The sequence below is a fragment of the Oceanimonas doudoroffii genome, from assembly GCF_002242685.1.
Taxonomy (GTDB): Bacteria; Pseudomonadota; Gammaproteobacteria; order Enterobacterales; family Aeromonadaceae; genus Oceanimonas; species Oceanimonas doudoroffii.
The window spans coordinates 833,317-855,144 of record NZ_NBIM01000001.1; the positions used below are offsets into that span (position 1 = coordinate 833,317).

Consider the following 21,828-nt stretch of genomic DNA (forward strand, 5'->3'; position numbering starts at 1 on the left):
ACCTCATGATCAAAGCCGTCTGCCTGACAACCCTGCTGATCCTGCCCCTTGCGGCATGGGGCGAGGCCATTGGCGGCTATGCCGCCGGCTGTCAGACCAACGCGCGGGCGCTGCCGCAAGCCGGCGCCGGCTACCGGGTGGTGCGCGCCGAGCGACAGCGTTATTACGGCCAGACGCAGCTCATCGACTATCTGCAGGCCCTGGGTAAAAGGGCGCAACAGGCCGGCCTGCCGCCCATGCTGGTGGCCGACATCGCCAGGCGCCACGGCGGGCCCTTTGCCTACGGTCACCGCAGCCACCAGACCGGACTGGATGCGGACATCTGGCTGCGCCCCGGAAACGGGCCCCTGCCGTCACGCGCTCGGGATATGGTGGATCACAAGCTGTATATTCTTAACCGCCATTTTGGTGATAATCAGCGCCAGCTGATTGCCTTGGCCGCCCAGGACGCACGTGTCAGTCGCATTTTTGTGCACCCGCTGATCAAGCAGGCCATGTGCAAAACCTATGGCGACGCCCCCTGGCTTGGCCGGCTGCGACCCTGGTTCGGCCATTCCAGCCATTTTCACGTGCGCCTGCACTGCCCGACCCAGTCCCCACACTGTGTGTCTCAGCAGGCCGTGCCCCCCGGCACCGGTTGTGGCCGAGAGTTGGCAGGCTGGATTAATGATAAAAGCGGCGCCCTGACGGCCGGACCGCGCAAGCCCTGGCGGCCCAAGCTGCCCGCCGCCTGCCGCCCCCTCTTTGATCACAAGGAGCGTCGATAATGAGCGACCAACCCTATGTGCTGGCCCTGGATCAGGGCACGACGTCTTCCCGCAGCATTTTGTTCGACCACCAGGCCCGAGTGGTGGCCATGGCCCAGCGGGAATTTACCCAGCATTATCCTCGGGCCGGCTGGGTGGAGCACGATGCCACCGAAATCTGGGCCACCCAGCGGGCCACCCTGACCGAGGTGCTGGCCAAGACCGGCGTACGCCCCGAGCAGATCAGCGGCATTGGCATCACCAACCAGCGGGAAACCACCGTGGTGTGGAACAAACACACCGGCCTGCCCATTCATCACGCCATTGTGTGGCAGTGCCGACGCACCGCCCCCCTGTGCGAGCAGCTAAAGACACAAGGCCTGGTGCAGGAGATAAAAACCCGCACCGGCCTGGTGCCAGACGCCTATTTTTCCGCCACCAAAATTCGCTGGCTGCTGGATAACGTGCCCGGCGCCAGGGAGCAGGCCGAGGCCGGGGACCTGCTGTTTGGCACCATGGACACCTGGCTGGTGTGGAAGCTGACCGAAGGCCGGGTGCATGTGACCGACTACACCAATGCCTCGCGCACAATGCTGTTTAATATCAATACCCTGGAGTGGGATCCGCTGCTGCTGAAAGCACTGAATATTCCCGCCAGCCTGTTGCCCGAAGTGAAATCATCCTGCGCCGTGTATGGCCAGGCGAACCTGGGGGTGGAGGTGCCCATTGCCGGCATCGCCGGCGATCAGCAGGCGGCGCTGTTCGGTCAGTTGTGCTTTCACAAGGGCATGGTCAAAAACACTTACGGCACCGGCTGCTTTATGCTGATGAACACCGGCCAGAAAAAGGTGGAGTCCCGCCACGGCCTGCTCAGCACCCTGGCGGTGGGCGCCGATGGCGGCGTGAACTATGCGCTGGAAGGCTCGGTGTTTATGGGCGGTGCGGTAATCCAGTGGCTGCGGGACGAGCTGGGGCTGATCGGCCACTCCGCCGACAGCGAGGCCTGTGCCCGGCAGGTGAACGACACCAACGGCGTCTATCTGGTGCCGGCCTTTACTGGCCTGGGCGCGCCCTACTGGGATCCCTACGCCCGCGGCACCCTGGTGGGGCTGACCCGGGGTGCCAACCGCCATCACATTGTACGTGCCGCACTGGAAGCCATCGCCTTTCAGAGCCGGGATCTGCTCGACGCCATGCAACAGGACGCCGGGTTGCGGCTGGCGGCTCTCAAGGTGGACGGCGGTGCCGCCGCCAATGACTTTTTAATGCAGTTTCAGGCCGACATCACCCACAGCCGAGTGGTCCGGCCCAAACTGCTGGAAACCACCGCCCTGGGGGCGGCCTTTCTGGCGGGGCTGGCCACCGGCCTGTGGAAAGACACCGACGAGCTGGCGCAGTGTGTGGCGGTAGACCGCGAGTTCGGCCCTAACATGGACAGCCAGCACCGCGAACGGCATTACCGGGGCTGGCAAAAGGCGGTGACCCGCGCTCAACACTGGGCAGAGCCCTCATGACGGAACCGGTGGATGTGCTGGTGATCGGTGGCGGCGTCAACGGTGTCGGCATTGCCCTGGACGCCGCCGGACGGGGGCTTTCCGTGACCCTGTGCGAAATGAACGATCTGGCCTCGGCCACCTCGTCGGCCAGCAGCAAACTCATTCACGGCGGCCTGCGTTACCTGGAGCAGTTCGAATTCCGCTTGGTGCGCGAAGCCCTGACCGAGCGGGAGATTTTGCTGCAGGCCGCTCCGCACATTATCTGGCCAATGCGCTTTCGCCTGCCCCACCGCCCCCACCTGCGACCCGCCTGGATGATTCGCCTGGGGCTATGGCTCTATGATCACCTGGCTCGGCGGAATCGACTGCCGGCGTCGCGTACCCTGCGTTTGGGGGAGCACAGTCCGCTGCAGCCGCATCTTCAGCTGGCCTTTGAATATGCCGATGCCTGGGTGGACGACGCCCGCCTGGTGGTGCTGTGCGCCATGGCCGCCGCGCAGCGCGGCGCCACCATTTTACCCCGTACCCGTTGTGCAAAGGCCGAGCGGGAAAACGGCCTGTGGCGAGTAGAACTTGAACACACCAGTAGCCAACGGCGAATACTCCACGCCAGGACTCTGGTTAATGCCGCTGGCCCCTGGGCCAGCCGGTTGTTTGGCAGCGTATTATCCAGCCCGCCACCGGCCACCCTGCGACTGGTCAAGGGCAGCCACATGGTGGTGCCTCGGCTGCATGAGGGGAATGAAGCCTATATTCTGCAGAATGAGGACGGCCGCATTGTGTTTGTGCTGCCCTATGAGCGGGATTATTCCCTGATTGGCACCACGGATGTGGATCATGACGGCGAGCCGGCCGACGCCACCGCCAGTGATAAGGAAATCGACTATCTGTGTGCCGTGGCCAACGCCCATTTTCGCCGCCAAGTTGTTCCGACCGATGTGATTTACCGCTACGCCGGCGTGCGGCCACTGATGGCCAATGGTGATGGCCGTGCCCAGAAAGCCTCGCGGGACTACAAGCTGTTACTGGACGCCCCCGAAGACGATGCCCCGCTGCTGTCGGTGTTTGGCGGCAAGATCACCACCTTTCGCGCCCTGGCGGAAGACGCGGTCAATCAACTGGCCGAGCATCTACCCCAGGCCACCGCGCCCTGGACCCAGCGACTGGTGCTGCCGGGCGGCGACTTTAGCAGCCATGACAGCCTGGCCGCCGAGTTGACCTCGGAATACCCCTGGCTGGCTGACGCCCTGATACACCGCTATGTGCGCAGCTATGGCACCCTGTGCCGGGCCTTTTTACAGGGCTGCGCAGACACCGCAGATCTGGGCGAGCATTTTGGTGCCGGCCTGTATCAGCGAGAGCTGGATTACCTGATGCGGCAGGAATGGGCCCACAGTGCCGACGATGTGCTGTGGCGACGCAGCAAGCTGGGACTGCGCCTTACCCCCGAGCAACAGGCACGACTGGCGGCGTATATGGAGCAGCATGAGATGCGAGACACCTACCCCCCCGCCAAGGTGGGGGGGTAGGTGTCGGGTTGTGTAATATCGCTGAAAGCCGCGTCAGGGGGCCGCCGGCAGCAAGGCACACACATCATGCGCGGGCATGGGCCTGAAATAGTAATATCCCTGTACCGTGAGCGGGCCAAACTCCTTCAGCAGGGCCAGCTGTTCGGGTAGCTCTACCCCTTCCACCACCAGGCTTAATGACATTTGCCGGGCCAATTGCGCTATGGTGTGCAACAACGTCAGGGCACGCGGACTTTCACAGGCTTCTACCATAAAGCTGCGGTCAATCTTGAGCTCATCCAGGGGCAGGCGGTGCAGGCAGGACAACGCCGAATAGCCGGTGCCAAAGTCGTCCAGCGACAGCAAAAAACCCTGCTCCCGCAGCCGGCGCAGCATGCCGACCCCGGCGCCCATCTGCTCCACCATGGTAGACTCGGTCACCTCCAGCTTGAACGCCGCCGGGGCAAGGCCAAAGCGGGCCACGGTGGCGCTAATCCAGTCACAGAAGTCGGGCTGGCTAAACTGGTCGGCGCAGAGGTTGACCGACACCACCGGGGGCCGCCTTCCCTGCCGTTGCCAGGCTTCCATCTGAATGCACACCTGCTCTATCACCCAACGATCGAGCCGCACCGACAGCCCGTTTTGCTCCGCCACCGGAATAAATTCGGCGGGCGACAACTGGCCCAGGCTGCGATGAGTCCAGCGTAACAAGGCTTCAAGTCCCGTGATGGCTCCCGAGACCGGGCATATCTGCGGTTGGTAATGCAGGCTGATCCCGTCCGCTTCACCGGTATTGAGCATATGGCTGAGGCTGTGCTCAATCACCAGCTCCCGGTGATGCAACTCATGCTGGCGCTGATCCACAAACTGAAACCGGTTACGCCCGTTGCGCCTGGCCATGGCATGGGCGTGCTCCGCCGCCTGCAGCAGATTTTCCGGCTCGCGGGCATCCCGCGGATACACCGCAATGCCAATGCTGGGCTGCATGGACACGACATTATTGTCGGCCAGTACCAGGGGCCGGGCCAACAAACCAAGCAGTTTGTCGGCCAGCTGGGCCATGGCGGTGTCTTCCGCACGGCTGTGACGCAACACGGCGAAGATGTCGCCCTGCAGCCGTACCAGGGTGTCGGCCTCGTCTACCGCCGCTTGCAGGGTACGGGCCTGCTGGCGCAGCACATCGTCACCCCAGGTCATGCCCAGCTGCTCGTTCAGCGCCTTGAAACGGCCAAGATCAACCACCATGAGCCCAACTCGAATTCGGTTGCGTTGCGCCTCGGCCAGCGCCTGCTCAAGCCGCGATGTCAGCAACTGGCGATTGCCCAGCTGGGTTAACGGATCCTTAAAGGTAAAGGGGGTGCGGTCCTGCTCAACACTGCGCTGGCCGCTGAGATCGTGACCGATGGCCACCCTATGGGTGACTTCGCCCAGCTCATTGGTGAGGGTATTGATATTCAGCCACTGCGGATACACCTCACCCGACTTGCGCCGGTTCCAGACCTGACCGCTCCAGCTGCCGGTGAGCAGCAGCTGATGCCACATGCGTTTGTAAAAGTCGGGCTCGTGGCGGGCCGACTGCACCAGCCGGGGCGTTTTACCCAACACTTCCTCGGCCCGGTAGCCGGTAATCTGTGTAAAGGCGGCATTGACCCGTTCGATAACGCCGTCGGCATTGGTGACAATGATCGACTCCAGGGCATTATCGAACACGTGCTGTAACAACTGCCGTTTGAACTTGAGACTGTGCTCCAGGGTGAAGGCGTCCGATCCGACAGACGCCAGCGTGGTGTGATTGTCCTCGCGCACTTTAGGTATCCTTACCGTGTTTTGTTATTTTTTATAAGGCTCCATGATAAACAGTTGTGAACAATATTGAAGACATCCATGTCACAATTTGTACAGCTTCCTTATGCCTAGCGAATGACCTCGCGCCGGTTATAGGTTCGGTCACTGGCCCGCAGCCTGGGGTTGCTGAGTATGTCCAGCATGGCGGACGGGTTGGTCAGCTCACCGGCCTTCTCCTGATCAGCGAGCTTCAACCAGGCGGGCAAGTTCTCAATAGTCACTTCGATGTTTTTTTGTTCGCTGCTATAAGGAGCAACATCAATCACCTTTTTATTACCAGACTTTACAGACAAGCCTGGGAAACTGGCGCCGTCTGGTAAACTCCCCTTCGGAGTGTCGCCATCCGACAAACTGTAGTCAGTATCACCGTCTTCCTTCAGGGTGTTCAGATCATCGCCATAGTAGTTCAACTTGCTGGCCATGGTGCCCGCCTCGCCCACTTTCACCTCAGTGTCCATGAGAGTGATAAAGCCATAGCGCAGTTTATCGGCCTCGTCAGCAAGGGTGGTTTGTTTTTCCTCTATCTCAATACACTCATTATTTTTATCGCAGTCATGCGCACTGATGGTCAGCTCAAGCGGCAAATCCAGTGACATCTCCCGAAAAGGAACGTTCTTCAGAAATACCAGGCTGTCGGTATTTATGGTAATGCTGTGTTGCCCATGGCTGGGTTCACTAAAATCCCATTCAAGCAGGTTGTAATCCAGTGAGGAATTCAGGTTAATGAGTACATTCTCTTCAAGCCCGCCGGCAAACTCACCGCTATAACTGGCAAGGGTATTACCATCAGCGTCCAGCCCGACCACGGTAAATGCAGGCTTGGTGCTGAAGTTGGGCGCTTCTTCGACACCTGCATAAATCACATCACCTTCAATATCACCGGAGATGGCAGTGACCTTAAGCGACGCGGGCACGGTGCGGCCGACATAGGCACTGTCGCCTTGAGTGACAAGTCTGGTGTCGTCACCTGCAATATAAGCCGCTTGCCAATCGTCTACCTTCACCTGCAGTCGGCCCACAATATCACTGGCAAACTGATGGGTGGAAAAGGTCGCTTCGGCACCGTTATCATTCAGGGCATAATCCTTGGACGGTTTCAGCGCACCATTTTCCAGACTGGCATGAATGAGGTCGGTCGACATTCGGTCCGCCAGCCAATCCAGTGGTAGCAGTTGCTCGTTCGCGTCGAGGGCCGCCACCGAGAACCCGAGTGGTTCACCCGCCGCGCCCAACACGACACAACTGCCAGCATGGTTAGAATAGACAAAACCGCTGCTGTCACCACAGTTTGCATCCCGCTGCACCTGCCAGGCCAAGGGGACAAAGGCGGCCTTGTCGGTGAGCTGAGAACCCAGACCACCCTGCGGCAATACCTGCTGTACGCTCAAGGTCAGCAAGTCGGCATGAGGGTAGCTCAGTCTAGCGCCACTCACCGGCAGGGTCATGGTGCGTGCTTCGCCCGCACTGAGGGTCGCGATCGACTTTCCATCGGCCCCGTACACGGTAATGTTCTTGTTATCGCCACTGTCGTTGCGGTCAAAGCCAAACTTCACCTCGACTTCGCCCTCGGTGTCGAGACAGCCACCGCTAAAGGAAATGGGTGCCCCATCACCGGCGTAGGCGGTGTCCACATCAAAGGAAAAGGTACCGGCATCCCCCCCACCACTGGCTGCGGTCACGGTACAGGTTTTTTCACCGTTCACATAACAAACCAGGGGGTGAGCAGCGTCGGGATCCATATTGCCGCCCTTGCCATCGCTCTGTACCACCATGGTAAAGGGATAGCTCGGCGTTTTCTTCAACGACTGAGATTCACTGCCATAGAAATTGTTGAAGTTCGCCAGGTTAGAGCCATTGGCCTTGACATGTAACTTGGCCTTGCCGTCATAGAGTTCGTTACAACTTTCGTCGGCACAGGCATAGACAGTCAGTTGCTCGGCACAGCCATTAAGGTGTAATTCGTAGTGATGTACCGACGCCGCGGAATCGCCACGAGGGGCATAATTGATGAAACTGCCCTTACTCATTTTCAAATCGACAACATTAACTGCACCGAAAATTCCTGCATTTTTCTTTAACTCAAGCTTGCCATTCACATAAACAAAGCCATGGAGCCTGGCGTTGTCATAAAGCTGAACTTTACCTTTCTGGCCATTGTCGCTGCCGTCATCATCGTCGTCATCATCGTCATCGTCGTCATCGTCATCGTCGTCGTCGTCATCGTCGTCGTCGTCGTCGTCGTCGTCGTCGTCGTCGTCGTCGTCGTCGTCGTCGTCGTTACGATATGCATCCAGTTCACCATATACATACACAGTGATTGGCTGATTTTCTTCACCAAGCTGGGCTTTGTCTTCCAGCTTCAATTCTTCTTCAATGTGTAGTTGAACGTCTCCTGAAGATGTCAGTCTTGAGATGACCTTATTATCTTCATCCTCAAGTTTTACCTTTTTAAAGTAATAGTCTCCGCTGCTCAGGATCAGTGTTCCTTCGAGTTCGAGCTCTTCCGCCACAACCCTTCCTGTTACTGTTGAGCCGAAGCCATCAATTGTCAGTTTTTTATTCGTAAGTAGACTACCGTTGAAAGTTGAGTTATCAAGTTTGATTTCATCATAAGGCGCAGAAATATGAAGGCGATCGAGACTACCCGCATTTTTTATGCTGATTTTTTCGTTAATGTAGACATTGGCCTGACCTTCGGAAACCACCAGGCGCCCGCCATCCATTTCCAGCGTTTCAATCCAGTAATCACCAGCGGGCAGCGTTACTTGCCCTCCATCCTCGATCTGCATCGCCTTGATGCGAAATTCCCCGGCATTATTAGTCAGAGTCAATTTGCAACTGTCTTTAACCTTTATTTCCTTAAAATGGGTCTTTGAGTCTTTTCTAGTGCCGTTTTCACAATAAACCTTGTGAGAAGAGTTGGTTTTATTAAACGCGCCCGAGTCAGGAAAGCGTACCTCTTGACGACGAAAGTCGGCCGTAGATGGCAGTTCCTGATTGAAAATACGGTAACTCAGTTTACAAGCCTGATCATCATAATCACATATACCCAGGCTCGCCTTTTTATATCCATCATCGTCATCGTCATCGTCATCGTCATCGTCATGACTGTTTTTTCCCGAGTTTTTGAAGTCCAGATAGCCGAGCTTGTCTTTGGTTCCGTCAATTCGGGCGCTTGCATGCATTTCAACTTTGCCGTTATTGCTATGGCTTTGTGCGGCATAGGGAAACAACGCGGCAATGCTGCCTTCGTCCGCCAGAGTAGGCAGAGGTAATATCAGGGCTGCCAGGCATAGCCAGTCATTTTTTTTCACTCTATCACCTCAACTTCAATATTACGGATCACGGCAATGCCGCCGCCGATGCAGGTACCGGTGGCAATCACATTAACCTGGGTAACGCCGGCAACTGTATCGGTATTCGGAACACTCGCATTTCCTTCACAACCGGCGACGTCTGACGTGATGGTTTCGTTTTCAGTGATTTTATCCAGCAACACGAATACTTTTTGCTCCAGCACTGACTCGGCGGCGAGCCTCGCCTTGAGAGCCAGTGTTTCGTAGGCAAGTTGACGGCTGCTCTGACCCGACAGGGTGACCATGGCAGCCATCAGCGCAGACAAAATAAGCAGAATAAACAGCACACTAAGCAACATGCTGCCTTTTTGATTGTGGTCAGGGTGCATAGGTCACCTGTAATTGTCCTGGCAGTACCAGTTCGCCATCCCGCGTGCTCAGGATCAGTTGCAACTGAACCAATTGATTGGACTCATCGTAGTCTAAAAACGGTCTCTCTGATGTGAGTCCGGTCAACATAAGCACGCCATCCCCCCAATCGGCACCGGTTTTAACCTGACGAAACAGGCTGCCGCCGGTTGCACAATAACGCACCTGCTCGGCCCTGATCAGGGTATAGCGCAGGCCAAAGCCATCGCGATCAAAGTTGATCAGCGTGGGATCATTAAACACATCATCAAAGTCGAAACTGCTGCCACTGTATTCCTTCTGCACCAGATAAACATTGTTGTCGGGCGCGGCGGCTGGAAAGTCGCTCCACAAAGCCTCGCCGCTGGCGGCCCGAATGGCCATAAAACTGCCCTGAGGCACCTGCTTCTGCAGGCTGAGAGGCACCACAAAGCTGGCAGTGGCAGATTTGACCGAGCCCTGATAGGTGCCGGCAGCCAGGGTGGGCACAAAGGAAATACAGCGCTTGCTATCACTGAAATACACACTGGGGCCGTAAGCCAGCGCCAGCTCCCGGCGCAGGCGTTCCAGGGTAAAACGGGCGCCGGCCAGAGCCTGGGCACGCTCTGTATTCCCCATGTAGCCCTCGGCCATGTGTGCGATAAAACGGGTGCCAAATACGGCACTGATACCAATCAGCACCATCACAATTACCAGCTCCAGCAGGGTAAAACCGCGCGCCTTCATCGAATATTGTACCTGTGCAGGGTAAAGGAAAGATCACTGCCGTTTTGATCCCGAACGGTGATGTCTACCTTTTTGAAAGTAGTGCCGGCATCATCGGTGCCGATGGTGACACAGGTTTGTACCAAATAGCGGGCATAGAGTGCGGTTCGGCTCATCCCCAGTTGCTGCGCAAGCGCGTTGCCGGCAATGGCGTTGCCTTCATCGCACCAGAGGCGAAAATCATCCACATGGGTAAAGTCGTTTATCTCGGCGTCTGTTGGTATTGTTGCCTGATTTTCACAGACATCTGCCCCATCTATGCCACAGCGGGTTTGCTCCTGCAGATTATTGGCTGCATCATACGTGACCGCCAGCACCTGCTCGGCCAGGGCTTCGGCCAGGGCTACGGCGCGAAACTGAAACACCGGATCCAGCTGCCGGGGCTGACTTAAAAAAAACAGCCCTACCCCCACCAGGATAATAGCCAACACCGCCAGGCCCACCACATACTCCAGCAGGCTAAGCCCGGCATTACGGCGCAACATGAATATAGCCCTCGGGTTCAATCAGTACGGTTTTCCCGGCAAGGGTAATTTGCAGGGTGTTGGCCAGCGGCTGATACCCGGCTCCGGCATTCACAAAAAGCCGCCCCAAACGGCTGGCTTCGCTGAGGTAATCAGGATCGGATGCGACGTCGCCAAATTGCAGTGTAAAAGGTAAGGTGATATTGGCGGTCACCGGCAACTCCTGCGCCCCCAACCAAATTGACTGACCGGGATCACGGAGTTGATTCGCGCTTAACAGAGAGGCTGAATTGCAATCCGACGACAATGAAACACCATCAGTCGTTACAGCCACCACACCACAGCGGCCCATTTCAGTGCCGCTTTGCAGAGCCAGTGGATCGTTCATGGCCCTGAGCTGGGCCAGTCGCAGCAGCCCTGCCAGGTTGCGAGCCTGCAGCGAACCGTCAAAGTCGCTGTTCACCGGCAGGCGCGGAATTGCCACCGCCGCCAATATGCCCACCAGCACCAGCACGGCGACCATTTCAATAAGAGTAAAAGCCCGATGGCGTATCATAAGGTAAATGCGTTAAAAAAGGCGGCCAAAGCCGCCATTTTAAGTTTATTCACATTCTGTATTTGCTTCGACTGTAGCCGGTGTATCTGCATCTTTTGCTTCTGTGTACTTCACAAAACACTTTGTATCTACTGAAGAGCGTCCTTTGGGCTGAATAACCAAAGTCCCAGTGGTTGTTGTATCATCTAACGTATAATCTTCTGTGCTAGGAACGCTTTGTAAGGCACCTAAAATACCTTTTTCATCATCTGAAGCAATGGGATAGCCATACTTAAATTCAACATCAGTGTAACCTTTGATGCCAGTAACTGCAGTGGCATTACCGTCACTATCATCAGCACCAACACCATCTTTACCTTCCAGCACAGCTTTTGCATTTGCCAGAGTCAAGGCAGACTGAATAGAGCCTTTCAGGCTATTAATATTACCCGCATATGCATCACCCTGCAGATTTAGGAACTTGGGAGCCGCCACGGCACCCAGTATGCCGAGAATCACGATCACTATAACCAGTTCTATCAGGGTAAAACCCGCTGCTCTTTTCATATTGTATCCTTGCTTGTTCGTGTTGCTGATTTGTCGCCAAAGTTAATGTTTTTATTGTAAAAATCAAAACATTGACGGTTATGATAGCGGGGCTTTCACGGTCAATCCAGTCCCATAATGTGAGAATTTATGCTTTTCAACACAAAAAGGAGGGAAAAGCCCGTCAGCCCCCTTTGACCACATTCACCATGTCCCACATGGGGGTAAAAATCCCCAGCGCCAGCACCAATACCATGGCGGCGATGGCCACGATCAGAATGGGTTCAATGCGGGCGGTGAGGTTGGCAATGTCGTAGTCCACCTCTTCTTCGTAGAAGCGGCCCGCCTCCATCACCATTTCGTCAACCCGGCCGGTTTCTTCACCCACTCGGAACATCTGCATAATAAGGGGCGTAAATACTCCGCTGCCGGCGGCCACCGACGACAGGCTCTCGCCCGACGACAGTCCTTCTTCCATACGGTGAATCGCCTGGGTCAGAAAGGCGTTGTCGGTAGCGCTGCCGGCCAGGCGCAGCACACGGGTGATGGGTACGCCGGCGGCCAGCATCATGGCAAAGCTGCGGCAAAAGCGGGCCAGCAAAATACGCTTAATCAGGGGCCCGACAATGGGAATGCGCAGCAGAGTCTTGTGCCAGCGCAGTTTGCCCGCCGGCGTGCTGACATACCAGAGCGCCGCGGCCACCACCCCGGCCAGAATCGCCAACAACAACCCCAGGTAATGGGTAAAGAAGTAGGAGCTGCCGATCAGAAAGCGGGTGGTCCAGGGCAACTCGGCCCCCAGCCGGGCAAAAATGCCGCTGAAGGCCGGAATAACATAGAGGTTAATTACCGTCATGGCCGCCACCATGGCAATGGTCACAAACAGCGGATAGCGAATGGCGGCCTTGATGCGTCGCCGAGTGTCCAGCTCAAGCTGATAGTAATGGGACAGTTGCAAAAACGCCTGCTCCAGCTGGCCGGTGCTTTCGCCCACCTCCACCAGAGACACAAACAGGCTGTTAAACAGATGGGGATGATTGGCCAGGGCATTGGCCAGGGTCTGGCCCTGATTCAGGGCCTGGGCCACCTCGTTCAGCGCCTCTTTCAGCACGCGCACGTCCGAAGTATCGCGCAAGCCTTCCACAATGCGTAAAATGGGAATGCCGGCCCGCGTGAGCGACGCAAACTGGCGGCTCAGGATCAGCAGCGCCTCGGGCTTGATGCCGCCCTTGAAAAACTGGCGCAGGGCCAGCCAGGACTTGCTGCCGGAGCGGGCTTCCTTCATTTCCACCGGAATCAACCCGGCCTGAGCCAGGTTGCTGGCCAGGGCCCGCAGAGACGTTGCCTCCATGCGGCCCTCGTGCAGCTGGCCCTGGCTATCGCGCGCGCGATACTGATAAAACGCCATCAGTCCACCCACTCCGACAGGCGCAGCACTTCCGACACCGCAATCTCGCCCTGCAGCGCCAGCTCAAGGGCGGCCTGGGCCAGGGTCACAAAGCCCAGCGAGCGTGCCACTTCCGCCTCAAAGCCTTCGATGTGCTGTTTGCGCAGGGCATCGGCCATGGCCTGGTTGATCTCCAGCCATTCAAACACCCCCACCCGGCCCTTATGCCCGGTGTGGTTGCAGCTGGCGCAGCCCTGGCCCCGATAAAACCGGCCGCTTTCTGAGCGGGCATCCAGGTGCATCAGAAACTGGCGCTCGCCCGCATCAAGCCGATGCTCCACCTTGCAGTAACTGCAAATTTTGCGAACCAGGCGCTGGGCCAACACCGCCTTCAGGGTGCTGGCCACCAGATAGCCGGGCACCCCCATGTCCATCAACCGTATTGCCGAGCTGGGAGCATCGTTGGTATGCAGGGTGGACAGCACCAGGTGGCCGGTCAGGGCGCCGCGCATGGCGATTTCCGCGGTTTCCTGATCCCGCATTTCGCCGATCAGCAGCACGTCGGGATCCTGCCGCAGGCTGGTGCGCAAAATGCGAGCAAAAGTCAGTCCCACCTTGCCGTTCACCTGCACCTGGTTAACTCGGGGCAGCCGGTATTCCACCGGATCTTCGGCGGTAATGATTTTACGGTCCGGGGTATTGAGCTCGGCCAGGGCTCCGTACAGGGTGGTGGTTTTGCCGCTGCCGGTAGGGCCGGTGACCAGAATAATGCCGTTGGGGCTGGCCAGTTTGCGACGAAAGGCGCTGAGCAGGGACGACGGCATGCCCGCCTGCTCCAGACTGCGAATGCCGCCGGACTGATCAAGCAGCCGCAACACCACCGCCTCACCGTGCTGCACCGGCATGGTGGCCATGCGCACATCCACCGGGTTGGCCTTGACGGTGAGTTCAAAGCGTCCGTCCTGAGGCAGGCGCCGCTCGGAAATATCCAGTCCGGCCATCAGCTTGAGCCGCGACACCAATGCGGGGGCTATGGCCACTTCCTTGAGTTCGGTTTCCTGCAACATGCCGTCTACCCGCATGCGCAGGCGAATCACCTTGTGATCGGGTTCGATATGAATATCGGACGCCCCCACCTGCAGGGCATCTTCAAACAGCGAGTTCAGCAGCCGCGCCACGGTGGCGTCGTTGTCTTCAAGACCGGCGGTGTCTATCACATTCCGGCTGGGCGCGTGCTCTTCCGACAGCTGACCGGCCAGGTGGGCAATGTCGTCGGTACGCCGATAAAGCTGGTCGTAAAACTCCAGCATCTGGCTGTGGGGCGCCACCGCCAGGTGGACTTCCCGTGGCGCCAGCAAGTTGCCAATGGCGTCCTGCGTATCCAGATCCGCCGGATCCGCCAGTACCACGGTAACCTCGGTGTCGTTGGCATCGATCACCAGCGCCCGGTAGCGGCGGGCGTACACCTCAGACAGCAATTTCACCGCCTGCAGATCAATGTTGGCCTTGTTGAGATCAAGCAGCGGAATGCCCAGCTGCTCAGCCACAAACCCCAGCAGCTCACGCTCGCTGAGTATGCCCATCTGCACCAGCAGGGTCCCCATGCGGCCGCCTTGCTGATGCTGCTTTTGCAGCACGGTGTCGAGCTGAGCCGGGGTGATAACGCCGTGATCGATCAGCAGCTCACCCAGGCGTTTAGTGAGTTTGCGTTGTGGCATGGTGCTCCAGTTGCTGCTCTACGAATTGAAGGGAAGCCACGCCCAGATCCACGCTGGCCCTGGCCTGCTCAAAGGCATGGGTATAATCCTGATCCAGGCTGCGCTGGCACAGCCCCAGTCCCAACCACCAGGGTCCGCTGTCCTGCCGGGTCAGCAGTTGTCGGTACAGGGGAATGGCAGCATCACACCGATTGCTGCGCCGCCCGGCCTCGGCCTTGAGCGCATAGTAGTCGAGGTGTTCGGCAAGCACGGGTGCGGCACCGTCAAGTACCTTCCAGGCGGCGGCATGACGTTGCTCTCCGGCCAGTATGCGGGCCAGGGTCAAGCGCAACGAGGGATGCTCGGGGGCGGCTTTAAGCCCTTGCTGCAACAATGTGCGGGCACTGTCGAGGGCACCGCGCCCATAGAGTAAGGATGCCAGTTTCAGCCGCAGGGCATGGGCATCAGGGTGACTGGCGAGGGTGGTCATCAGGATTCGCTCGGCACCAGACCAGTCACCGGCAACCAGGGCCAGCTCGGCGGCATGGCGGCTTTCCCGCAGTTCATCTTCCCGGCTGGGCTTGATCTCGGCAATATGCAGTTCGCTGGCCGCCGGTGGCGCCGCCATCAGCTCGGCCCAAACCGGATCCTGCCAGTCGGGCTGAAACTCTTCCGCTTGCAGCGGGGCGCCGAGCAGCAGCATCACCACAGTCCCGATGGCCTTGTGCATTACCTTACTCCACTGTGCAGTTCATCAAGAGGGGAAGGCGGATACCATTTCTCCAGCAAATCCCGGCTACGCTGCAACTCCTGCTCCCAGGTATTGGCCGCCACCACCACGGGGCGCAGCATGATGACCAGCTCGCTTTTCTGCGTGGACAGGTTGCGGTTTTTAAACAGGTTACCCAATACCGGAATCTGGCTGATCAGCGGAATGGCACTTTCCTGCTCGCTTTGTTTCTCCTGCATCAGGCCGCCGATAATAATCACCTCGCCCGACGCCGCCTCCACCACGGTATCGGACTCACGAACCGTGCTTCTGGCCAGAGGTAGGATAAAGGCACCATCGCCAAAATCGATGATTTTGTTCGTATCTTCCACTTCGCTGACCGCCGGGTGAATATGCAGCAAAACCCGATTATCGTCGGCAATTTGTGGCGTTACATCCAGCGAAATGCCCGAGAAGAAGGGCCGCAGCTCCACATCCGGCGTCCGCTCCGACACGCCGCTGGTTCCCGTGGTGGTGGTCAGGGAAAAGTCGGTTACAAAATATTCATCGGTACCCACCTTGATCACCGCCTTCTGGTTATTGCTGGTGGTCACTCGAGGATTGGACAGGGTGTTGACCTCACCCTGGGTCTGCAGCAGATTGACCACGGCATCAAAGTTGCCATCGGTGTAGGTAAATACGGCACCGCCACCCAGCAGATCCGAGAGCGGGCTTAAAAAGCCGGGATAAGACGCGCTGGTCGAGCCGGTGGCTCGGCCGCCGTCGGACGACAGGTTGTTCCACTCAATGCCCTGCTCATAACCATCGTTCAGCTCCACTTCCACGATGCGCGCTTCCAGGATCACCTGGCGCTTGAGTTGACGCTCGGCACGCGTCAGAAAATCCTGCACCAGGGCCAGCTCGTCGGGGGCTGCCCGCACCGTCACCAGGCCGGCCTGCGGGTTGGTCACCACCACCCGCCCCTGCTCGCCGCCAATCAGCCGGCCCAGGGCGCTTTCCAGATCTCGCCAGAAATCGTTATTTGACTCGGTATTGATACGGGTAGCGCTACCATCGCTCCCTTCTTCACTGGTGGCCAGGCTGCTGCCGCTGATGGCGGTTTGGGACTGGCCATTACGGACCAGCATCAGGTAATTGACGTTAAAGGTGCGGGTACGCACGCCGTTGGGAAACACCTGATACACGCCGCCACGGCGCTCAATGCCATAACCATAGAGGCCGGATATGGCCTCGAGGATCTCCGGCAGGGACACTCGGCGAAGGTTAAGGGTAATGGTGCCGGTCACCTCAGGATGCACGGCAATACTGACATTGTGCTGATTGCCGAGGGCGGCAAAAAACTCCCGGGCATCCACCTCCCGGGCAGAAACGTCAAAACGGCGCTGGGGTGTGGCCGCGCGAGTTGCCACCGGCCGCGGCACACTCAACAATTCCTGTTCAACTGCCGCAGGCACCGGATCCGGCGTGGTGCGTAACGCCTCATCCAGCGCGCGCTTGGGCAGGCTGCCGTCGGGCGCGTGCACGCACCCGGCCAGGCCGGCGCACAACAGTGCCAGGGCAAGAGGACTCATCTTCCGTTTCATGGTGTATCCGTATTGTCAAAAGAAGGGAACAGGCTCAGGATCAGGCGCTCGCCCTGCCCTTCCAGTATCACGCGTTCGCCGGCAATGCGGACCAGGCGATAGCCGCCTACGGTATCACCCTGCACATAGCGCCGGCCGTCAAGAATGGCGCTCGCCACGCCGCCACCGGTAAAAATGGCCTGCAGGCTGGGGCGCGGCGTGGCGGGCTGAGACTCGTCTTGTACCACGGCCATCGCCGGCCCCGATAGGGGCCGGGTGGGATCCTGAACTCCGGCCGACGCACTCAGCAGCGCGAGCACCAGGGCACTGGCATTAACCACGGATCAGCTCCTTATGTTGACTCAGGGTGAAAAACTCCAGCCGAATATGGCCGTTCGGATGCGTATCCAGTTCAAAACTCAGGCTTTGCCAGAAAATCCGCCCGGTGAGGGCCTCCAGCCGCCTGACATAATCCAGCAGTTGCAGATAGCTGCCGCTGAGCTCCATGGCCAGTACATGGCGATACAGGGCCTGGCCTCCTTCGGCGGTACCGGGAATGATCTGGGCAGGCAGGTTGGTCAGGCCAAGCAAGTCAAGGCCACTGCCCTGATCCAGCACCGACACCAGCAACCCGGCCATTTGTTCAGGCCCCACCAGGGCCCGCATGCGCTGATCCACATTTTGATTGAGCCGGTTGAGTTGGCGATTTAGCCGCTCAATGCGCTGGCTCTGATCACTGGCGGTGAGCTCATCAATACGCCGTTCAAACTCGTTCGCCAGCCCTTGTTGTTCGTTCAGTCGCTGCTCCAGGCCGGCCCGCTCATCGGCCAGGCGCAGGCCGGTGGCCGCGACGGTCTGTTCAAACAGCACCAGCCCCAGCCAGCCGGTCACCGCCCACACCGTAATGGTCAACAGCCAGCGCTCCCGCCGTGGCCGTGCCATAAACCAGCCACTCAGGGCGTTCAGCCGGCGCTTCATTGGGTTACTCCGTCACTGTGCAGGGTAAAGGCCAGGGCACCGGGCTCTCTGCGATGAATGTCGAGCTTGCCAAAATCACGGCGGACCAGGCTATCACGACCTTCAAAGCCCAGAATCCAGGCGGGAACGGCGGCGGCATTCGAAGCCTCTCCGCTCAGGGTCATGGCACGGCCTTCAAGTTGCAGCCCGGTCAGCGCCACCCCTTGCCAGGACAACCGGGCCAAATCATCCAGGGTGGCCGCATAGGAAACCAGGTTATCCTGGCCCAGCACACCCAACAATTGACGGCGAATGCGAATGTCCTGCTCCAGCCGACGGCGCTGGCCGTCATCCTGACGCTGATTCAGCTGGGCCACCCGTTGCTGCAGGCCGGTGATATGCTGCTCGGCATTGCCCAGGGCCAACTGCAGCTGCGTATTGCTCTTGCTCAGGCGATGGTTGTGCACGGTCTGCCAGCCCAGAGCCATGGCCCATAACAGCGCCACCGCCAGTACACCCAGCCCGAGATGACGTACCGTGGGAATTTCGCGCACCGGCCTGAGCGCGGCCTGATAAAACTCAATGCGTGTTTTCATGATCATTCCTCCCGCAGCATGCCCAACGCCGGCAGGCTTACCGGCGACAGGTGCTCATTGCTGAGCGACTCTGGCTGAATGTCAAACACCTGGCGAATGGCCGTTTGTACCGCCGGAGTAACCCGGGCCGGCAAGGCCATAAACCATTGCTCAGGCGGGTTCAAACGGAGCTGACCTGTAGCATAGTCAATGCTGCGCTGCAGCTCCAGCAGAAGGTTGTCAAACACGAACTGATCCACCGCCATGCGCTCGTCGTCCAGCGCCTGAAAGCCACGAATGGTGCGGGAAAAATGCCATTGACGCTGGTGAATAAAGGTCATGGTCAGCTCCTGACCGGGCATTTTATGCAGCATCAGGCCCCGTTGCTCGGGATTGAGCAGGTTGGCCATGGCCAGCTCGTCCACCCCCAGGGTGTCGATTTCACACAAGGGCGTAACGGCATCCACCAGGGTCTGCAATTGCGCCCGCCGGCTGTAGTACACGGCAATGCGTGCCACCCCCTGGGGCCCCGGCGGCAGATCGATATAGTCAAACAGCAGTTGTTCTACCGGCTCATCCACCAGCTCGCGCATGCACCAGGGCAGGGCCTGGGCCAGTTCTTCATCGGGCATGGCCGGTTTGTCGAGCTGCACCTGGCGCCAGGCCTGACGACCCAAAGCCAGCCGTAGTCTGCGCCCCTGCCACTGCCGGTCGATGATCATGGCGGTCAGGGCAGACGCCATGGTTTCTCCGGCGCCCACCGGTCGCTCCAGCACCTGTTGTGGGTACTGCTCTTCCACCGCGTAGAGGGCAGAAGGTGTCAGATAAATGCCCACGGGAGTACCGCCGCGGGCGGATTTAAACCATTTGAACATGCGGACCCTGAATAGCGTGGAACATGAAAAAATCAGTATAAACAGTTAAAACCAGTTAATGAACAGAGGCTTGCTTTATTAACCGTTCGAAAAATATCACGCCCACCTTTTTGTTTGATTTGGATCAGGCCTGGCACCGCCGAACGGTTAAAATATGCGCAGGGTGGCGTATACCACCACAGGAATAATGATCACAGACATCAGGTTGCCCAGCAATACAATGCTGGCCATTTTATCCGGCTGACAACGATATTGTTCGCAAAGCAGATAATTCAGCACCGCCGGCGGTAACATCACCGACAGCGCAAGCAGTTGCAGCCACTCGGCTCTCAGTGGCAGTGTCCAGGCCACCAGGGCAAAGGCGGCGGCTCCCACCAGCAGATAGGCGAGGTTGACCCGCAGTGCCAGCCCCAGGTTACCCACCTCGCCCAACGACAGTCGCACACCCAGGGCAAACAACATCAAGGGCACCGCCATTTGCCCCAGCAGATCCGCACTGGTGTACACAAAGTCGGGCAGCAGACTTTTGTGATCCGCCAGCCAGATGCCCGCCACCGCTGCCCAGACAATGGGATTTTTCAGCCACTGCCAACGCCCGGCATCACTGGATAAAATAAAGAGCCCGAGGGAAAAGTGGATCAGGTTGGACAACACAAACAGTATGATAATGGCGCCGAGCTGCTCCTCCCCGTATGCCAGCATCATCAGCGGAATGCCGATATTGCCGGTATTGCGGAACATGCCCGCCAGCACCAGGGTGCGCCGCTCCAGGCTCTGAAAGCGAAACAGGCACAACAGCACACCGGGCAGCACTATGCAAAGGGCACCGGCCAGGATCAACGGCCAGCTGTCGCCAAGGGAAACGGGGTTATCGATTAGGGCGGAAAACACCAGGGCCGGGCAAAACACCGCCACGTTGGCCTGGTTGACAAAGCCCATGTCGGGATTGCGCTGACGCCGGCCAAAGACAACGCCTACCGCCACCACGGCAAACACCGGCACCACTATGTTAAGCAGAGTAAGCAGCATGAAATGAAAAGGCCAAAAGACGGCATAGTGCGTCTTTTGGCGTTGGGTGTCCAGTTGGAGCTATGCTCGACACCCGGACCGGTGGGGCTGAAAGCCTGCACAAACGCCGGGCCATGCCCGGAGTTTGGCGGTCTTAATTGCCTCAGCCGTAGCGGCTGAAGGCCAGACCGTCGCTGTCGATATCGGGCTGCTTGCCGGAAATCAGATCGGCAATCAGGGCCGCCGAGCCCGCTCCCATGGTCCAGCCAAGGGTACCATGGCCGGTGTTCAGCCACAGGTTCTTGTAACGGGTACCACCGATAATGGGGGTGCCGTCCGGGGTCATGGGACGGAAACCGGTCCAGAACTGGGCCTCTTCCATCTTGCCGCCTTTCGGGAACAGGCTGCTTACCGAATGGGCGATAGTTTCACGACGGGCAGCGGGCAGATCCTTGTTGAAATCGGCCAGCTCCGCGGTGCCGGCGGCGCGAATACGGTTGTCAAAACGGGTAATGGCCACCTTGTAGGTTTCGTCCATCACGGTGGACTGGGGCGCGTCCTCGTCCTTGTTCACCTCTATGGTCAGAGAGTAACCCTTCACCGGGTAGATCGGCAGGCTGATACCCAGCGGGGTCAGCAGGAAGGGCGAGTAGCTACCCATGCACACCAGCACCTGGTCGGCGGTTTCCAGGCCGTGATCGGTCTGTACGCCACGGATTTCATCGCCATCACGCACCAGGGCCTTGATCTCGGTGTTGAATTTGAACACCACTCCCTGCTCCTTGCACTTTTTCACCAGTGCCTTGGTGAACAGGTTGCAGTCACCGGTCTGATCGTCCGGAAAGTGCAGACCACCAACCAGCTTTTCCTTCACGCGCGCCAGTGCCGGCTCACGGGCAATACAATCTTCGACGCTCAGCATGGCGTGGTTAACACCAAACTCCTGCAGCACCTTGATGTCCTTGGCGGCGGCGTCCACCTGCTTCTGGGTGCGGAATACCTGCAGCAGACCCTTCTTGCGGGCCTCAAAGGGCAGGTTCAGCTCATCCTGAAGGGCATTGATGCAGTGACGGCTGTATTCGGATACCCGTACCATGCGTGACTTGTTGATGCCGTAGGCTTTTTCGTTGCAGTTGGCCAGCATGGACAGCATAAACTTCCACTGCGCCGGGTTGGTACCGGGGCGAACCTTCAGCGGTGCATGGGACTGGAACATCCACTTCATCGCCTTAAACGGAATGCCGGGGGCCGCCCAGGGCGAGGTCATGCCAAAGGATAACTGGCCGGCATTGCCAAAGCTGGTCTCTTCGGCCGCATCGGGCTGACGATCCAGCACCACCACTTCATGCCCCTGACGGGCCAGATACCAGGCGCTGGTAACGCCGACAACACCACTACCCAATACCAAAACTTTCATAACACTCCCCT

General features: G+C 58.4%; 20 protein-coding genes. 3 read left to right on the forward strand and 17 right to left on the reverse strand.

The window, feature by feature from the left end; translation table 11 throughout:
• The first annotated feature begins 5 nt into the window (after positions 1-5).
• From B6S08_RS03820 to glpD, 3 genes are read left to right on the forward strand one after another with little or no spacing between them, the layout of a single operon-like run.
• A complete protein-coding gene (locus B6S08_RS03820) occupies positions 6-767 on the forward strand; it encodes a penicillin-insensitive murein endopeptidase (protein ID WP_094200535.1) in 762 nt (253 codons plus the stop codon).
• Entirely contained in the window at positions 767-2,260 is a 1,494-nt protein-coding gene (glpK, locus tag B6S08_RS03825; protein WP_342744132.1) for a glycerol kinase GlpK, read from the forward strand. The genes B6S08_RS03820 and glpK overlap by 1 nt, the downstream gene beginning before the upstream one ends.
• Complete coding sequence (gene glpD / locus B6S08_RS03830; protein ID WP_094199436.1) at positions 2,257-3,771, forward strand: glycerol-3-phosphate dehydrogenase; 1,515 nt, start codon at positions 2,257-2,259, stop codon at positions 3,769-3,771. The genes glpK and glpD overlap by 4 nt, the downstream gene beginning before the upstream one ends.
• 33 nt (positions 3,772-3,804) lie before the next feature.
• On the opposite strand, the gene B6S08_RS03835 is transcribed toward glpD, so the two are convergent.
• The 17 genes from B6S08_RS03835 to B6S08_RS03930 all read right to left on the reverse strand — a co-directional run bounded on the left by B6S08_RS03835 (position 3,805) and on the right by B6S08_RS03930 (position 21,817).
• A complete protein-coding gene (locus B6S08_RS03835; RefSeq protein ID WP_094199437.1) occupies positions 3,805-5,556 on the reverse strand; it encodes a putative bifunctional diguanylate cyclase/phosphodiesterase in 1,752 nt (583 codons plus the stop codon).
• Positions 5,557-5,663: 107 nt separating this feature from the next.
• A complete protein-coding gene (locus tag B6S08_RS18205; protein WP_141202175.1) occupies positions 5,664-8,909 on the reverse strand; it encodes a hypothetical protein in 3,246 nt (1,081 codons plus the stop codon).
• Positions 8,906-9,280: a hypothetical protein gene (locus B6S08_RS03860; protein ID WP_240919657.1), complete on the reverse strand. Its 375-nt coding sequence runs from the start codon at positions 9,278-9,280 to the stop codon at positions 8,906-8,908. The genes B6S08_RS18205 and B6S08_RS03860 overlap by 4 nt, the downstream gene beginning before the upstream one ends.
• Positions 9,270-10,025 carry a PulJ/GspJ family protein gene (locus tag B6S08_RS03865; protein ID WP_094199441.1) on the reverse strand — a complete coding sequence of 252 codons (756 nt, stop codon included), beginning with the start codon at positions 10,023-10,025 and terminating at the stop codon, positions 9,270-9,272. Before B6S08_RS03865 ends, B6S08_RS03860 begins: the two co-directional genes overlap by 11 nt.
• Positions 10,022-10,549, reverse strand: coding sequence for a prepilin-type cleavage/methylation-like protein (locus tag B6S08_RS03870; protein WP_094199442.1), 528 nt, complete (start codon positions 10,547-10,549; stop codon positions 10,022-10,024). Before B6S08_RS03870 ends, B6S08_RS03865 begins: the two co-directional genes overlap by 4 nt.
• The gene (locus tag B6S08_RS03875; RefSeq protein ID WP_094199443.1) at positions 10,536-11,084 is read right to left on the reverse strand and encodes a pilus assembly FimT family protein; all 549 of its coding nucleotides are present in this window, start codon (positions 11,082-11,084) and stop codon (positions 10,536-10,538) included. The genes B6S08_RS03870 and B6S08_RS03875 overlap by 14 nt, the downstream gene beginning before the upstream one ends.
• Before the next feature lie 45 nt (positions 11,085-11,129).
• On the reverse strand, positions 11,130-11,630 hold the full coding sequence (locus B6S08_RS18620) for a pilus assembly FimT family protein (RefSeq protein ID WP_094199444.1): 501 nt from the start codon (positions 11,628-11,630) through the stop codon (positions 11,130-11,132).
• A gap of 163 nt (positions 11,631-11,793) precedes the next feature.
• On the reverse strand, positions 11,794-13,017 hold the full coding sequence (locus tag B6S08_RS03885) for a type II secretion system F family protein (protein WP_094199445.1): 1,224 nt from the start codon (positions 13,015-13,017) through the stop codon (positions 11,794-11,796).
• The gene (locus B6S08_RS03890; RefSeq protein WP_094199446.1) at positions 13,017-14,714 is read right to left on the reverse strand and encodes a GspE/PulE family protein; all 1,698 of its coding nucleotides are present in this window, start codon (positions 14,712-14,714) and stop codon (positions 13,017-13,019) included. The genes B6S08_RS03885 and B6S08_RS03890 overlap by 1 nt, the downstream gene beginning before the upstream one ends.
• Positions 14,692-15,423 (reverse strand): tetratricopeptide repeat protein, encoded by a 732-nt coding sequence (locus B6S08_RS03895; protein ID WP_094199447.1) that lies wholly within the window; start codon positions 15,421-15,423, stop codon positions 14,692-14,694. Before B6S08_RS03895 ends, B6S08_RS03890 begins: the two co-directional genes overlap by 23 nt.
• The gene (mshL, locus tag B6S08_RS03900) at positions 15,423-17,006 is read right to left on the reverse strand and encodes a pilus (MSHA type) biogenesis protein MshL (RefSeq protein ID WP_094199448.1); all 1,584 of its coding nucleotides are present in this window, start codon (positions 17,004-17,006) and stop codon (positions 15,423-15,425) included. Before mshL ends, B6S08_RS03895 begins: the two co-directional genes overlap by 1 nt.
• On the reverse strand, positions 17,003-17,326 hold the full coding sequence (locus B6S08_RS03905; protein ID WP_094199449.1) for a hypothetical protein: 324 nt from the start codon (positions 17,324-17,326) through the stop codon (positions 17,003-17,005). Before B6S08_RS03905 ends, mshL begins: the two co-directional genes overlap by 4 nt.
• Positions 17,319-17,963: a type IV pilus inner membrane component PilO gene (locus B6S08_RS03910; RefSeq protein WP_094199450.1), complete on the reverse strand. Its 645-nt coding sequence runs from the start codon at positions 17,961-17,963 to the stop codon at positions 17,319-17,321. Before B6S08_RS03910 ends, B6S08_RS03905 begins: the two co-directional genes overlap by 8 nt.
• Positions 17,960-18,538, reverse strand: coding sequence for a PilN domain-containing protein (locus tag B6S08_RS03915; protein WP_094199451.1), 579 nt, complete (start codon positions 18,536-18,538; stop codon positions 17,960-17,962). Before B6S08_RS03915 ends, B6S08_RS03910 begins: the two co-directional genes overlap by 4 nt.
• 2 nt (positions 18,539-18,540) lie before the next feature.
• Positions 18,541-19,392 carry an MSHA biogenesis protein MshI gene (locus B6S08_RS03920; RefSeq protein WP_094199452.1) on the reverse strand — a complete coding sequence of 284 codons (852 nt, stop codon included), beginning with the start codon at positions 19,390-19,392 and terminating at the stop codon, positions 18,541-18,543.
• Positions 19,393-19,539: 147 nt separating this feature from the next.
• On the reverse strand, positions 19,540-20,421 hold the full coding sequence (locus tag B6S08_RS03925) for an AEC family transporter (RefSeq protein WP_094199453.1): 882 nt from the start codon (positions 20,419-20,421) through the stop codon (positions 19,540-19,542).
• A 142-nt stretch (positions 20,422-20,563) separates the two neighbouring features.
• Entirely contained in the window at positions 20,564-21,817 is a 1,254-nt protein-coding gene (locus B6S08_RS03930) for a D-amino acid dehydrogenase (protein ID WP_094199454.1), read from the reverse strand.
• Between the last annotated feature and the right edge of the window lie 11 nt (positions 21,818-21,828).